This window comes from Streptomyces sp. CHD11, from assembly GCF_018638295.1.
GTDB lineage: Bacteria > Actinomycetota > Actinomycetes > Streptomycetales > Streptomycetaceae > Streptomyces.
In genome coordinates this window covers 111,691-124,347 of sequence record NZ_JABTTS010000002.1, presented here as the reverse complement: position 1 = coordinate 124,347, position 12,657 = coordinate 111,691, and the positions used below count along the sequence as shown (strand labels likewise).

15 protein-coding genes and 1 riboswitch are annotated in these 12,657 nt (G+C 71.8%); of the genes, 8 read left to right on the top strand and 7 right to left on the bottom strand.

Annotated features, from left to right (window positions below; translation table 11 throughout):
- Positions 1-12 precede the first annotated feature (12 nt).
- Entirely contained in the window at positions 13-69 is a 57-nt protein-coding gene (locus HTV45_RS35150) for a trp operon leader peptide (RefSeq protein ID WP_189556047.1), read from the bottom strand.
- A gap of 96 nt (positions 70-165) precedes the next feature.
- On the opposite strand from HTV45_RS35150, the gene HTV45_RS02255 reads away from it, so the two are divergent.
- Together HTV45_RS02255 and HTV45_RS02250 are read left to right on the top strand one after the other, a co-directional pair.
- Positions 166-1,518 (top strand): class II 3-deoxy-7-phosphoheptulonate synthase, encoded by a 1,353-nt coding sequence (locus HTV45_RS02255; protein WP_215203873.1) that lies wholly within the window; start codon positions 166-168, stop codon positions 1,516-1,518.
- A gap of 163 nt (positions 1,519-1,681) precedes the next feature.
- Positions 1,682-1,909 (top strand): bacterioferritin-associated ferredoxin, encoded by a 228-nt coding sequence (locus HTV45_RS02250; RefSeq protein ID WP_215203872.1) that lies wholly within the window; start codon positions 1,682-1,684, stop codon positions 1,907-1,909.
- A gap of 8 nt (positions 1,910-1,917) precedes the next feature.
- On the opposite strand, the gene bfr is transcribed toward HTV45_RS02250, so the two are convergent.
- Positions 1,918-2,436 carry a bacterioferritin gene (gene bfr / locus HTV45_RS02245; RefSeq protein WP_215203871.1) on the bottom strand — a complete coding sequence of 173 codons (519 nt, stop codon included), beginning with the start codon at positions 2,434-2,436 and terminating at the stop codon, positions 1,918-1,920.
- A 183-nt stretch (positions 2,437-2,619) separates the two neighbouring features.
- On the opposite strand from bfr, the gene HTV45_RS02240 reads away from it, so the two are divergent.
- The gene (locus HTV45_RS02240; protein WP_215203870.1) at positions 2,620-3,270 is read left to right on the top strand and encodes a sulfite oxidase-like oxidoreductase; all 651 of its coding nucleotides are present in this window, start codon (positions 2,620-2,622) and stop codon (positions 3,268-3,270) included.
- A 48-nt stretch (positions 3,271-3,318) separates the two neighbouring features.
- Here HTV45_RS02240 and HTV45_RS02235 read toward each other — a convergent pair whose 3' ends face one another.
- From HTV45_RS02235 to thiO, 5 genes are all read right to left on the bottom strand, one after another.
- Positions 3,319-4,197 carry a deoxyribonuclease IV gene (locus HTV45_RS02235; RefSeq protein ID WP_215203869.1) on the bottom strand — a complete coding sequence of 293 codons (879 nt, stop codon included), beginning with the start codon at positions 4,195-4,197 and terminating at the stop codon, positions 3,319-3,321.
- Positions 4,198-4,245: 48 nt separating this feature from the next.
- On the bottom strand, positions 4,246-6,171 hold the full coding sequence (gene pknB / locus HTV45_RS02230) for a Stk1 family PASTA domain-containing Ser/Thr kinase (RefSeq protein WP_215203868.1): 1,926 nt from the start codon (positions 6,169-6,171) through the stop codon (positions 4,246-4,248).
- Between the two features lie 199 nt (positions 6,172-6,370).
- On the bottom strand, positions 6,371-7,165 hold the full coding sequence (locus HTV45_RS02225) for a thiazole synthase (protein ID WP_215203867.1): 795 nt from the start codon (positions 7,163-7,165) through the stop codon (positions 6,371-6,373).
- Positions 7,166-7,167: 2 nt separating this feature from the next.
- Positions 7,168-7,368: a sulfur carrier protein ThiS gene (gene thiS / locus HTV45_RS02220; protein ID WP_215203866.1), complete on the bottom strand. Its 201-nt coding sequence runs from the start codon at positions 7,366-7,368 to the stop codon at positions 7,168-7,170.
- The gene (gene thiO, locus HTV45_RS02215) at positions 7,365-8,531 is read right to left on the bottom strand and encodes a glycine oxidase ThiO (RefSeq protein ID WP_215203865.1); all 1,167 of its coding nucleotides are present in this window, start codon (positions 8,529-8,531) and stop codon (positions 7,365-7,367) included. The genes thiS and thiO overlap by 4 nt, the downstream gene beginning before the upstream one ends.
- Positions 8,528-8,639, bottom strand: a riboswitch (TPP riboswitch). Its footprint overlaps the gene before it by 4 nt.
- Before the next feature lie 37 nt (positions 8,640-8,676).
- Here thiO and HTV45_RS02210 point away from each other — a divergent pair.
- The 5 genes from HTV45_RS02210 to metF all read left to right on the top strand — a co-directional run bounded on the left by HTV45_RS02210 (position 8,677) and on the right by metF (position 12,602).
- Complete coding sequence (locus HTV45_RS02210) at positions 8,677-9,051, top strand: hypothetical protein (RefSeq protein ID WP_215203864.1); 375 nt, start codon at positions 8,677-8,679, stop codon at positions 9,049-9,051.
- Positions 9,052-9,064: 13 nt separating this feature from the next.
- Positions 9,065-10,306, top strand: a complete 1,242-nt coding sequence (locus HTV45_RS02205) for an NAD(P)/FAD-dependent oxidoreductase (protein WP_215203863.1) — start codon at positions 9,065-9,067, stop codon at positions 10,304-10,306.
- Between the two features lie 78 nt (positions 10,307-10,384).
- Complete coding sequence (locus tag HTV45_RS02200; RefSeq protein WP_215203862.1) at positions 10,385-10,750, top strand: Rv2175c family DNA-binding protein; 366 nt, start codon at positions 10,385-10,387, stop codon at positions 10,748-10,750.
- 158 nt (positions 10,751-10,908) lie between these two features.
- Positions 10,909-11,571, top strand: a complete 663-nt coding sequence (gene thiE / locus HTV45_RS02195; RefSeq protein WP_215203861.1) for a thiamine phosphate synthase — start codon at positions 10,909-10,911, stop codon at positions 11,569-11,571.
- Positions 11,572-11,678: 107 nt separating this feature from the next.
- A complete protein-coding gene (metF, locus tag HTV45_RS02190; protein WP_215203860.1) occupies positions 11,679-12,602 on the top strand; it encodes a methylenetetrahydrofolate reductase [NAD(P)H] in 924 nt (307 codons plus the stop codon).
- Positions 12,603-12,657: the final 55 nt, after the last annotated feature.

The window sequence follows — 12,657 nt, the reverse complement described above, 5'->3', positions numbered from 1 at the left end:
GCGTACGCGCAGTCAGTGGGCCGCCGGGAGAGCGGTCCACCACCAGTTACGGGTCGAGTGCGCGAACATGGCTCCGACCCTAGCGCATCCTCGCGCTGTGCGGCCCTTGTCTCATTTGTTGAGCGCCGGGATGGACGACCGATCCGACCCCGTAATGTGGGTCCCGTGACCGTGAACGCTAAGACCAGCGCGAGCGCTGGCAACACCTGGCGAGACCTGCCCGCGGCGCAGCAGCCCGAGTACCCCGACACCGAGGCTCTGCGCGCAGTGATCGCGGACCTCGAGTCGTATCCGCCGCTCGTCTTCGCGGGCGAGTGCGACCAGCTGCGCGCCCGGATGGCGTCCGTCGCCAAGGGAGAGGCGTTCCTCCTCCAGGGCGGCGACTGCGCCGAGGCCTTCGACGCCGTGTCCGCCGACCACATCCGCAGCAAGCTCAAGACGCTCCTGCAGATGGGCGCCGTCCTCACCTACGCCGCGTCCGTGCCCGTGGTGAAGGTCGGGCGGATCGCCGGCCAGTACTCCAAGCCGCGCTCCAAGCCGACCGAGACCCGTGACGGCGTGACCCTGCCCACCTACCGGGGCGACTCGGTCAACGGGTTCGACTTCACCGAAGCGGCCCGGATCCCGGACCCCGAGCGGCTGAAGCGCATGTACCACGCGTCGGCGTCCACGCTGAACCTGGTGCGCGCCTTCACCACCGGCGGCTACGCCGACCTGCGCCAGGTCCATGCCTGGAACCAGGACTTCGTGAAGTCCTCCCCGTCCGGCCAGCGCTATGAGCAGCTCGCCCGTGAGATCGACCAGGCGCTGAACTTCATGCAGGCCTGCGGCGCGGAGCCGGAGGAGTTCAAGACCGTCGAGTTCTTCTCCTCGCACGAGGCGCTGCTGATGGACTACGAGTCGGCGCTGACCCGCGTCGACTCCCGCACCGGGCACCTGTACGACGTCTCCGCGCACATGGTGTGGGTCGGGGAGCGCACCCGGCAGCTGGACCACGCGCACATCGAGTTCGCCTCGAGGATCCGCAACCCGATCGGCATCAAGCTCGGCCCGAGCACGACGGCCGAGGAGGCTCTGCAGTACATCGAGCGCCTCGACCCCGAGCGGGAGCCCGGCCGTCTGACCTTCATCGTCCGGATGGGCGCGGACAAGATCCGTGACAGGCTTCCCGAGCTGGTCGAGAAGGTCACCGCGTCCGGTGCCACGGTCGCCTGGATCACCGACCCGATGCACGGCAACACCTACGAGGCGGCCTCCGGTCACAAGACCCGCCGCTTCGACGATGTGCTCGACGAGGTGAAGGGCTTCTTCGAGGTCCACAAGGAGCTCGGCACCCATCCGGGCGGTATCCATGTGGAGCTCACGGGTGACGATGTCACCGAGTGCGTGGGCGGCGGCGACGAGATCTTCGTCGACGATCTGCACCAGCGCTACGAGACGGCCTGCGACCCGCGCCTCAACCGCAGCCAGTCCCTTGACCTGGCGTTTCTTGTCGCGGAGATGTACCGGGACCAGTAGCCGGACCGGCCGGTGACACGGTGGTGAGGGGTGGGGCGTGTATCACATCGGATCACGCCCCGCCCCTCTTCTGTGCCCTCCGAGCGGCAGGTAAGGTTAGGTTAGCCTCACCGATCCAGGGTCGGTTCGGCTCGGCCCAGTACTCCGTCGGGAGGTGACCCGCGTGTTCGTCTGCAGCTGCTTCGGCGTGACCGAGGAACAGGTGAAGGGGCACGCGGAAGCCGGTGCGAACACACCCCGGCAGATCGCCTCCGCCTGCAAGGCCGGCACCGACTGCGGTGGCTGTGTACGGCGTATCCAGGCACTGCTCGGCCGCGGCTCCTGCCCCCGCCGGGAACTGATCGAGCAGGGTGGCCGGCCCCTCGCGGCGGAGCTTCCGGAAGCCGCCTAGATCTCGCGTCAGGGCGTCGAGAAGCCGCCCGTGCCCGGACCCGAGGAGTCCGGCTGGGACTGCTCGATGACCGTCGAGATGTAGAGCGCCTCGCCCAGCTTCTCGATCAGCTCCAGCTGGGTGTCGAGATAGTCGATGTGGTGCTCCTCGTCGGCCAGGATCGCCTCGAAGATGTTGGCCGAGGTGATGTCGTTCTTGTTGCGCATGACCTCCACCCCGCGGCGCAGCCGGTCGATCGCCTCGAGCTCGACCTCCCGGTCGGCCTGGAACATCTCGGTGACCGTCTGCCCGACCCGGACGTGGAACAGGCGCTGGTAGTTCGGCAGACCGTCGAGCAGCAGGATGCGGTCGGTGAGCACCTCCGCGTGACGCATCTCGTCGAAGGACTCGGCGCGCGTGTACTGGGCGAGTTTCGTCCAGCCCTTGTGGTCCTGCAGCTTCGAGTGCAGGAAGTACTGGTTGATCGCCGTGAGCTCGGCGGTCAGCTGCTCGTTCAGGAACTCGATGACCTCGGGGTCGCCCTGCATCGCATGGGCTCCTTCCGCGCGGGGGACTGGCAGATTGGGGCGCATGATTGCACCTGCGAGTGAGATCGTCCAGTAAGTGTTGACTTAGTAAGTAAGGGCACACTTAGTCCATTTCCTTCGGTTCTGTATGAATCTGCCGGGCCCGGTTCAGGGGCATCGCCCCCGGTCTGTCAGGATGGGGACATGGGTCAGCCGGCGGATCGTGCATCGGGGGAGCGCGCAGCAGGAGGAACGGCGCACTCCGAGGAGCTCCCGCCGGGACAGCGGCTGCAGAAGGGCTGGCCGGTCACGCACTACGGGCCGGTGCCCAGGTTCCGGCCCGAGCGCTGGGAGTTCCGGGTCTTCGGCGCCACCGCCGACGGTGCGAAGCACTGCTGGAACCACGAGGAGTTCACGGCACTGCCGTACGACACCGTGGTGGCCGATCTGCACTGCGTCACCAAGTTCAGCATGACCGGTGCCGAGTGGGGCGGGATCCCGGCGCGGACCATCGTGGACATCGCCCCGCCCGCACCCGACGTCACCCATGTGATGGTGTGGGCGGAGTACGGATTCAGCTCCAACCTGCGGCTCGCGGACTTCCTGTCCGCGCGCTCCCTCTTCGCCACCCACAAGGACGGCGAGCTGCTGACCGCCGAGCACGGCTTCCCGCTGCGGCTGGTCGTCCCCCATCTGTACGCCTGGAAGGGCCCCAAATGGGTGCGCGGTGTGGAGTACATGACCGCCGACCGCCGGGGTTTCTGGGAGGAACGCGGGTACCACAACGTGGGTGACCCCTGGAGGGAACAGCGCTACTCCTACCAGGAGCAGCCGGGGGAGGGCCCCGAGCTCTGACCGGGCGTTCTCCAGGAGAGGTCCCGGGGCCGGGCGCCGGGAACCCGCTCAGGAGTCCCGGAGCTTCTTCAGCCGCTCCACGTCCGCCGCGTGCCCCTCCTTGCCGCCGGGCGTCTCGATGACCAGCGGTACGCCCTCGGTCGCCGGGTGCCTCATCAGCGCCCGGAAGGGCTCCTCGCCGATGTGGCCCGCCCCGATGTTGGCGTGCCGGTCCTTGTGCGCGCCGACCACGTCCAGGGAGTCGTTGGCGTGGATCAGCTTCAGCCGCCCCTCGCCGACCGTGTCCACCAGCAGATCCAGCGTCTGCCGCATTCCGCTCGACCCGGTCAGATCGTGTCCGGCGGCGAAGATGTGGCAGGTGTCCAGGCAGACGCCCAGCTTCGGGTGGGCGTCCAGCGCCTCGAAGTACGGCCCGAAGTCCCAGGTCCGCGAGCACAGCGAGGAGCCCTGGCCGGCGGTCGACTCCAGCAGCAGGAACGGGTCGTCGTCATGGGTGAGCTCGTCCAGCAGCGGCAGCACGCGCTCCCGTACCTGCCGCAGGGCGACGGACCGCTCCCGGCCGCCGGTCGCGCTGCCCGTGTGCACCACCACGCCCAGCGCGCCGATCTCCCGGCCGCGCCGCAGGGAGTGCCGCAGCGACTCCACCGAGCGCTCCGCGGTCGCCTCGGTGTGGGAGCCGAAGTTGATCAGATACGGGGCGTGCACATACGCCGGAACCGATTCCTCCGCGCAGGCCGCGCGGAACGCCTCGTCCTGCTTCGGATTGCCGGCCGGGGTGGCCCAGCCGCGCGGATTGGCGACGAAGACCTGCACGGTCTCGGCACGCAGCTCACGCGCGTAGGACAGGCCGACGGAGTGCAGGCCGCCGGCCACGGGAACATGGCCGCCGATCGGGTTGCGGGCGGGGCCGGACGGGTGACTCTTCACGCGTCAAGGGTGACATGAGCGCGTGCGCCGTCCGTCCGGGCCCTCCGGTCAGCGGATCTCGATGGTGATCGTCGATCCCTTGGGCGCGCTGTCCCCGCCGTCCACGGACTGCTTCCTGACCGTGTCGCCGAACAGGCCGAGCAGCCCGCGGTCCTCCTTCACCCCGAAACCGGCGCCCTCCAGCCGCTCCCTGGCGTCGTCCACGCTGTCGCCGACCACGTCCGGCACCTCGACCATCTCCGGGCCCCTGGACAGTGTCAGCGTCACGGTGTCGCCCTCGGCGACCTGCCGGCCGGGGGCCGGGGTCTGCCGGGCCACCTCGCCCGCGTCGTGCTCGGAGTTGACCCGCTCGGCCGCGACCTCGACCTTCAGGCCGGCCTCCTCCAGCTCGGCGCGCGCGTCCTCCAGCTCGTCACCGGCCACATCGGGCACGTCCACCGGACGGCCCCTGCTCACCGTCAGCGCCACCGCGGAGTCCGCGCGGACCTTGGTGCCCTTGCCCGGTTCCGTGGAGATCACGGAACCCGCCGGCACCGTGTCGCTGAACTCGCGGGTGGCCATGCCCGGCTTCAGGCCCTCGTCCTCCAGCAGTGACCGGGCCCTGTCCAGCGGGTATCCGTCGAGATCGGGCACCCGCACGGTCTGCGGGCCCCTGGAGACGGTCAGCGACACCGAGTCGTTGCCCCGGATGCGGGCACCGGTCTCCGGATCGGTGCTGATCACCTTGCCCCGCTCCACCGTGTCGCTGTACGCCTCCTCCACCTGCCCCACGCCCAGCCCGGCGTCCGCCAGCCGGTCCCGGGCCTCCTGCTCGGTCTTCGTCAGCAGCGGCGGGACCTTGGTGAACTGGCCGGAGTTGATGTACCACACGCCCGCTCCGAGCCCGAGAGCCAGCAGCACGGCCACCACGATCGCCGTCGGCCCGCGCCGCAGCGCCGTCCGGCGCCGGGGCGGCAGCGGCGGCGGTGACCGGAACCGGCTGGTGTGGTGCACCGGGTCCGCGCCGTCGTCCTCGTTGACGGGCAGGGGACGGGGGACATTGAGCCCGCGCGGGATCACGCTCGTACGGTCATCGGCGTTGTCGTGCTCGGACGTCAGCGCCTGCGGGGGCAGCGCGTCGAGCTGCTCGCCGCTGAGCCGGCCGCGCGCGTCACGGGCCCGCGCGAGCAGCGCCACCGCGTCGTGCGGACGGACCTCGGGGTTGCGCGCGGTCGCCGACGCCACCAGCTCGTCCAGCTCGTACGCCATACCGGGAACGGCGGCCGACGGCGGCGGCACGTCGTCGTGCAGATGCTTGTAGAGCACGATCGCGGGGGAGTCGCCCTCGTGCGGCTTCTCGCCGGTCAGCATCTCGTAGAGGAGGATGCCGCAGGCGTAGACGTCCACGCGGGGGTCGGCGACGCCGCTCTCGATCTGCTCCGGCGCCAGGTACGAGACCGTGCCCAGCACGGTCTCCGAGGTGTTGGTCACCGAGTCCACCGCGCGGACCAGGCCGAAGTCGGCGACCTTGACCCGGCCGTCGTCCCCGATCAGCACGTTCTCCGGCTTCATGTCCCGGTGCACGAACCCGGCGCGGTGCGCGGCACCGAGCGCGGCCAGCACCGGCTCCAGGATGTCCAGCGCGGCCCGCGGCTGGAGCGCCCCGCGCTCGCGCAGCACGTCCCGCAGGGTGCAGCCGGCGATGTACTCCATCGCCAGATAGACGTATCCCCCGTCGGTGCCCTGGTCGAAGACCTGCACCACGTTCGGGTGGGCCAGCCGGGCGACCGACTTGGCCTCGCGGATGAACCGCTCGACGAAGGAGGTGTCGGCGGCGAGCGAGGGGTGCATCACCTTGAGCGCGAGGATGCGGTCGAGGCGGGTGTCCATGGCCCGGTAGACCGTGGCCATCCCGCCGACCGCGATCCGCGCGTCGACGCGATAGCGGCCGTCGAGCACCTGCCCGACCAGAGGGTCCTGAAGGGTCGTGTCCACGGAGCGAGTCTACGAGGCCCCGCCGACAGCCCTGACCGGTTCGACCGCCGTTGGGGCGGACCTGTGACCTGTGTTACCCGACTGTGAGCAGCCTCCGGGCCCACCGCGGGCAAGCGTGCCTCCCCGGCCCGAGCGCGGCCGGGAGTGAGGGAGGCACCCTGGGCCCGGCAGGCAGCCCCCGGGCATCACCTGAGCGCACCTAGAACGCCGGCCGCTCCGGATCCAGTACGGCCATGCCCTCCGCGGGAGACGACGCGCTGGCGAACCACCGCCGCGGGATCCGCCCCGCGCGCCGCGCCAGCCGCCCCGCCTCCACCGCCCCCCGCATCGCGGAAGCCATCAGCACCGGCTCCCGGGCCCGCGTCACCGCTGAGGCCAGCATCACCCCCGCGCACCCCAGCTCCATCGCCAGCGCCACGTCCGACGCCGTCCCCGCCCCCGCGTCGAGGATCACCGGCACCCCCGCCCGCTCCACGATCAGCTCGAAGTTGTGCGGGTTGCGGATCCCCAGCCCCGACCCGATCGGCGACCCCAGCGGCATGACCGCCGCACACCCCACGTCCTCGAGCCTGCGCGCCAGCACCGGATCGTCGTTCGTGTACGGCAGGACCGTGAACCCGTCGTCCACCAGCGTCTCCGCCGCGTCCAGCAGCTCGACCGGGTCCGGCAGCAGCGTCCGCTCGTCGGCGATGACCTCCAGCTTGACCAGATCCGTGCCGAGCGCCTCCCGCGCGAGCCGCGCCGTGAGCACCGCCTCACCGGCGGTGAAGCACCCCGCGGTGTTGGGCAGCACCCGGATGCCCAGCCTCTCCAGCACCGAGAGCACGGACCCGTGCACCGAGGGGTCCACCCGCCGCATCGCGACGGTCGTCAGCTCCGTCCCGGACGCCACCAGCGCCCGTTCCAGCACATCGAGGCTCGGCGCCCCTCCGGTGCCCATGATCAGACGGGACGTGAAGGACGTGCCGCCGAGGACGAACGGATCGTCGGCCATGGTCAGCCTCCCTGGACTGCGGTCAGGACCTCCACCCGGTCCCCCTCGGTCAGGGGGGTGGCGGGCCACTGCGCGCGCGGGACGACGGTTTCGTTGAGGGCGGCGGCCACCCCGGAGGGCGCCGCGGTGAGCGACGTCACGACGAGGTCGAGAGCCGTGCCGGGCGCGAACTCCCGGTGCTCCCCGTTGACGGAGATGATCATGCGGGCTGCTCCGTGAGGACGGTGGCGCCGAAGCGCCGGGGGCTGAACGGGCGGGCGGCCTCCGGCAGTTCACCGGTGGTCAGGGCGTCCGCCAGGGCGTCGCCGGTGACCGGTGTCAGCAGGACGCCGTTGCGGCCGTGGCCGGTGGCCAGCAGCAGCCCCTCGAGTTCGGTCGGGCCGAGCAGGGGCGCGTTGTCGGGGGAGCAGGGACGCAGTCCCGCCCGGGTCTCGGTCAGCGGCAGTTCGGTGATGCCGGGGACCAGTTCGTGGGCGTCGCGCAGCAGTTCGTACACGCCCCCCGCGGTGACGGTCGTGTCCCAGCCCATCTCCTCGCTGGTCGCGCCGATCACCAGTTCGCCGCTGTCGCGCGGCACCAGGTAGACATGGCTGCCCCGTACGAGTGCGCGCACGGTCCGGCTCAGGAGGGGGCGGGCACGGTCGGGCATCGCCAGCCGCACCACCTGCCCCTTCACGGGCCGCACGGGCGGCAGCACCTCCGCGGGGACGCCCGCGAGCCGGCCGCTGAGGCTCCCCCCGGCGAGCACCACCTGCCCGGCGCCCCACTCGGTGCCGTCGGAGGTGAGCACGCCCCCCGCGCGGCCGCCGGCGACCAGGAGCCGTTCGGCCCACCCCCGGTGGACGGTCACGCCGGACCGCTCACACGCGGTGACCAGGGCGGCCGCCAGCCGCCGCGGATCGATCTGGTGGTCGCCGTCGACCCGCAGCCCGCCGCGCACCCCGGGAGCGAGCATCGGCTCCAGGCGCCGGCACTCCCGCCCGGACAGCCACTGCGCGTCCAGCCCCGACCGCTGTTGCAGGGCGTGGAGTTCCCGCAGGTGGGCGCGGTCGTCGGCGTCCAGGGCCACGGCGAGCGTGCCGCAGCGGCGGTAGCCGAGGTCGTGGCCGGTGAGTTCGGTGAGCTCGGCGGCGAAATCGGGATAGCGCCGCGCCGAGGCGAGGTTCAGGCCGAGCAGGGTCTCCTCGCCGTAGTGCAGTTCGGTGACCGCGGCCAGCATGCCGGCGGCCACCTGGGCGGCGCCGCCGCCCGGTTCGGGGTCCACCACGGTCGTGGCGAGACCGCGCCGCGCGGCCCGCCAGGCCGTGGCCAGACCGACGATCCCGCCCCCGACGACGAGGACGTCTGACGTACGCGTGGGTGACATGGGCGTCCAACCCTCCCTTCGCCGGCATGACCCGGATCAGGTTCGTACGGTCGGAGGCCGCCAGCCTCCCTCTCAGCCCGGTGCGTCCGGGCTCCCGCGAGTGCCTTACGTTGGCCACCCTACGCATAGCCAAGGGAGCCTCCAAGTGGCCCGATCGCTCGACGGACTCGTCCTCGCACCCGTGGCCGACCAGGCTCCCGGCCAGGTCGGCACCCGCACCCGGTTCACCTACCACGAGAGGGACGGTGAGATCTGGGCCGAGTACGCGGGGGGCGACGTGGTGCGCGGTCATCTGGTGGGCACCCGCGCGGGGGACCGGCTGGACTTCCGCTACGTCCAGCTCGAGCGGAACGGCACGACGTCCTCGGGGCACTGTGTGTCCACGGTCGTGGAACTGCCCGACGGGCGGGTACGGCTGGAGGAGAACTGGGAGTGGGAGTCGCGGCCCGGCAGCGGGACGAGCGTGGTGGAACAGCCCGCGGAGCTCCCGGAGCACGGGAACCAGCCGAAGGCCGAGTGACTAGGGTGGCCGGGTGAGCGAGCAGACACAGGAACCGGGACGGTCCGCACCGCGGCGGGTGGTGGTGGCGGGCGCGGGCATGGCCGGCGTGCGGACCGCGGCCGCGCTGCGGGAGCAGGGCTTCACCGGCACCGTGACGCTGATCGGCGCGGAGCCCCACCAGCCCTACGACCGCCCGCCGTTGTCCAAGGCGGTGCTGCTCGGCAAGGCCGAGGGCTCCGCCTTCGACGTCGACTTCGAGGAACTGGGCATCGAACTGCGCCTCGGCTGCGAGGTGCTGGGCCTGCGTCCGGGCGACCACGAACTGGACACGGAGGCCGGGCCGGTCCCGTACGACGTGCTGGTGATCGCCACGGGCGCGGAACCGGTGCGGCTGCCGGGCGCGGACGGCGTCCGGGGAGTGCATCTGCTGCGCACCCTGGACGACGCCGGACGGCTGCGCCCGGTGCTCGCGCGGCAGCACGACATCGTGGTGGTCGGCGCCGGCTGGATCGGCGCGGAGTTCGCCACCGCGGCCCGGGAGGCGGGGTGCGCGGTCACCGTCGTGGAGGCCGCGGAACGGCCGCTCGCCGAGGTGCTGCCCGCGGAGGTGGCGGCCCCGATGACCGCCTGGTACGCCGAGGCCGGAGTCGGGCTGCGCACCCGTGCGCGCGTGGAGCGCGTCGAGGCGGGCGCCGTGGTCCTGCACGACGGGACGCGGCTGTCCGCGGGCGCCGTGGTCGTCGGGATCGGGGCCCGGCCCGCCACGGCCTGGCTGGCGGGTTCCGGGATCGACCTCGGGACGCGGGGCGAGGTCGTCGCCGACCACCATCTGATGACCTCCCTGCCGGACGTGTACGCGGTCGGCGACTGCGCGTCCTTCCCGTCCGGGCGCTACGGCGAACGTCTGCTGGTCCACCACTGGGACAACGCTCTCCAGGGGCCGCGCACGGTCGCGGTGAACATCCTCGGCGGGCCGGCCGGACGGGCCCCGGCGGTGTACGACCCGGTGCCGTACTTCTGGTCCGAGCAGTTCGGGCGCTTCGTCCAGTACGCGGGACACCACGCGGACGCCGACCGGACCGTGTGGCGCGGGGAGCCGGGAGAGGCAGCCTGGAGTGTCTGCTGGCTGCGGGAGTCCCGCCTGGTCGCGCTGCTCGCCGTGGGGCGGCCCCGGGACCTGGCGCAGGGGCGCCGGCTGATCGAGGCGGGCACGGTGATGGACGCGGACCTCCTGGCGGACCCGGCGCGGCCGCTGAAGTCGGCGACCGCGTGACGTGGTCCCGGCCCGCGGGTCCGGCCAGGTGGCGGGGGTCGGCTTCCGACTGTCAGTGGCAGGTGGCAGGCTTGTCCCGTGACCGAGATTGACGCAAAGATCGATGCTCTCGTCCCCGCCTGGCTCACGCTCCCCGACATCGCCGAGCAGTTCGGTGTCGAGGTGACGCGCGTCCGGCAGCTGGTCAAGGACGGCCAGCTGATCGCCGTACGCCGGGGTGAGAACCGCGCGCTGCACGTGCCCGCCGCCTTCATCGACGGGGACAAGATCGTCAAGGGGCTGACCGGGACCCTGACGCTCCTGCGGGACGACGGCTTCACGGACGACGAGATGCTGGAGTGGCTCTTCACCCCCGACCCGAGCCTGCCGGGCACCCCCGCGCAGGCGCTCGGAGAGAACCGTGGCACGGAGGTGAAGCGCCGGGCCCAGGCACTCGCGCTCTGATCCGCACCCCACCGACCGGAGTCCGGGACCACACCGGCCGGGGAATCGCGAGCCCCGGCCGGTGGTCCGGTCGCGCCGGCCGCCGCCCGCCCGGGGCGTGCGACGGCCTTGCGGGTTCGCCCGGTCCGCACGCTCCACGCATCCCTGGGGGACACCGTATGACCGACACCGCACGTGACCGACTCGCCGGCGCGTGGCTCTATCTCTGCACCGACGCGCGCAAGCGGCAGGGCGACCTCCCGGAGTTCCTGGACGCGGTGCTCGCCGGAGGGGTGGACGTCGTGCAGCTGCGGGACAAGGGGATGGAGGCCGCCGAGGAGCTGGAGCACCTGGCGGTCCTCGCCGACGCCTGTGCCAGGCACGGCAAGCTGCTCGCGGTCAACGACCGTGCGGACGTCGCCCACGCCGCCGGCGCCGACGTCCTCCACCTCGGGCAAGGTGACCTCCCCGTGTCCGCCGCCCGCGCGGTACTCGGCGACGGCCCCCTGATCGGCCGCTCCACCCACGCCGAGTCCGAGGCCGCCGCGGCCGCCGTCCAGCCCGGTGTGGACTACTTCTGCACCGGCCCCTGCTGGCCCACCCCCACCAAGCCCGGCCGCCACGCCCCGGGCCTGGACCTGATCCGGTACACCGCGGGCCTCGGCACCCGCAGGCCCTGGTTCGCCATCGGCGGCATCGACCTCGGCAACCTCGACGAGGTCCTGGACGCGGGCGCCCGCCGGGTCGTCGTCGTCCGGGCGGTCACCGACGCCGACGACCCGGGTGCGGCGGCCGCCGAGTTCGCCAGGAGGACCCGGCAGGCCACTCCGGACGCCGGATGACCCCCGCGCGTCTCAGATTCGTCCACGGAGTGGACAGCAAGTCGGCATATCAGACAAATCTCCCCCTTCTGGTTGGGGGACCGCCGCCCCCTGGCTAACCTGCCGGTATGGCCCTCGGAACCGCATCCACCCGGACTGACCGCGCACGCACCGTGCGCGACATGCTCGCCGCAGGCAAGACGACGTACTCCTTCGAGTTCTCGGCGCCGAAAACCAGCAAGGGGGAGCGGAACCTGTGGAGCGCGCTGCGCAGGGTCGAGGCGGTCGCCCCGGACTTCGTCTCCGTGACCTACGGAGCCGGCGGCTCCACCCGCGCGGGAACGGTCAAGGAGACCGAGCAGATCGCCGCCGACACCACCCTCACCCCGGTCGCCCACCTCACCGCGGTCGACCACTCCGTCGCCGAACTGCGCAACATCATCGGCCAGTACGCCGACGCCGGGATCCGCAACATGCTCGCCGTGCGCGGCGACCCGCCCGGCGACCCCATGGGCGAATGGGTGCAGCACCCCCAGGGACTGGCCTACGCCGCCGACCTCGTCCGGCTCATCAAGGAGTCGGGCGACTTCTGTGTCGGTGTCGCCGCCTTCCCCGAGATGCACCCGCGCTCCGCCGACTGGGACACCGACGTCGCCCACTTCGTCGACAAATGCCGGGCCGGCGCCGACTACGCGATCACCCAGATGTTCTTCCGGCCCGAGTCCTATCTGCGCCTGCGTGACCGAGTACACGCCGCGGGCTGCGAGACCCCCGTGATCCCGGAGGTCATGCCGGTGACCAGCGTGAAGATGCTGGAGAGGTTGCCAAAGCTCAGTAACGCCGAGTTCCCCGACGGCCTCGAAGAGCGGATCCTCGCAGCGAAGGACGATCCGGCGGCGGTACGCTCCATCGGTATCGACTTCGCCACGGAGTTCTGTGCGCGGTTGCTGGCCGAGGGAGTGCCGGGACTGCACTTCATCACGCTGAACAACTCCACGGCGACGCTGGAGATCTACGAGAACCTGGGCCTGCACCACCCATCGCGGGCCTAGACCGGTCGCACGGATATACGACACACTGCGTAGCGACCACTGGGAGAGGGGCGTA

Bases quoted from the DNA above. Each gene is read 5' to 3' on its own strand.
- HTV45_RS02240 (WP_215203870.1), top strand. From the start codon at position 2,620: ATGGGTCAGCCGGCGGATCGTGCATCGGGGGAGCGCGCAGCAGGAGGA.
- thiO (WP_215203865.1), bottom strand. From the start codon at position 8,531: ATGTCACCCACGCGTACGTCAGACGTCCTCGTCGTCGGGGGCGGGATC.
- bfr (WP_215203871.1), bottom strand. From the start codon at position 2,436: ATGCAGGGCGACCCCGAGGTCATCGAGTTCCTGAACGAGCAGCTGACC.
- thiE (WP_215203861.1), top strand. From the start codon at position 10,909: ATGACCGACACCGCACGTGACCGACTCGCCGGCGCGTGGCTCTATCTC.
- HTV45_RS02225 (WP_215203867.1), bottom strand. From the start codon at position 7,165: ATGGCCGACGATCCGTTCGTCCTCGGCGGCACGTCCTTCACGTCCCGT.
- thiS (WP_215203866.1), bottom strand. From the start codon at position 7,368: ATGATCATCTCCGTCAACGGGGAGCACCGGGAGTTCGCGCCCGGCACG.
- metF (WP_215203860.1), top strand. From the start codon at position 11,679: ATGGCCCTCGGAACCGCATCCACCCGGACTGACCGCGCACGCACCGTG.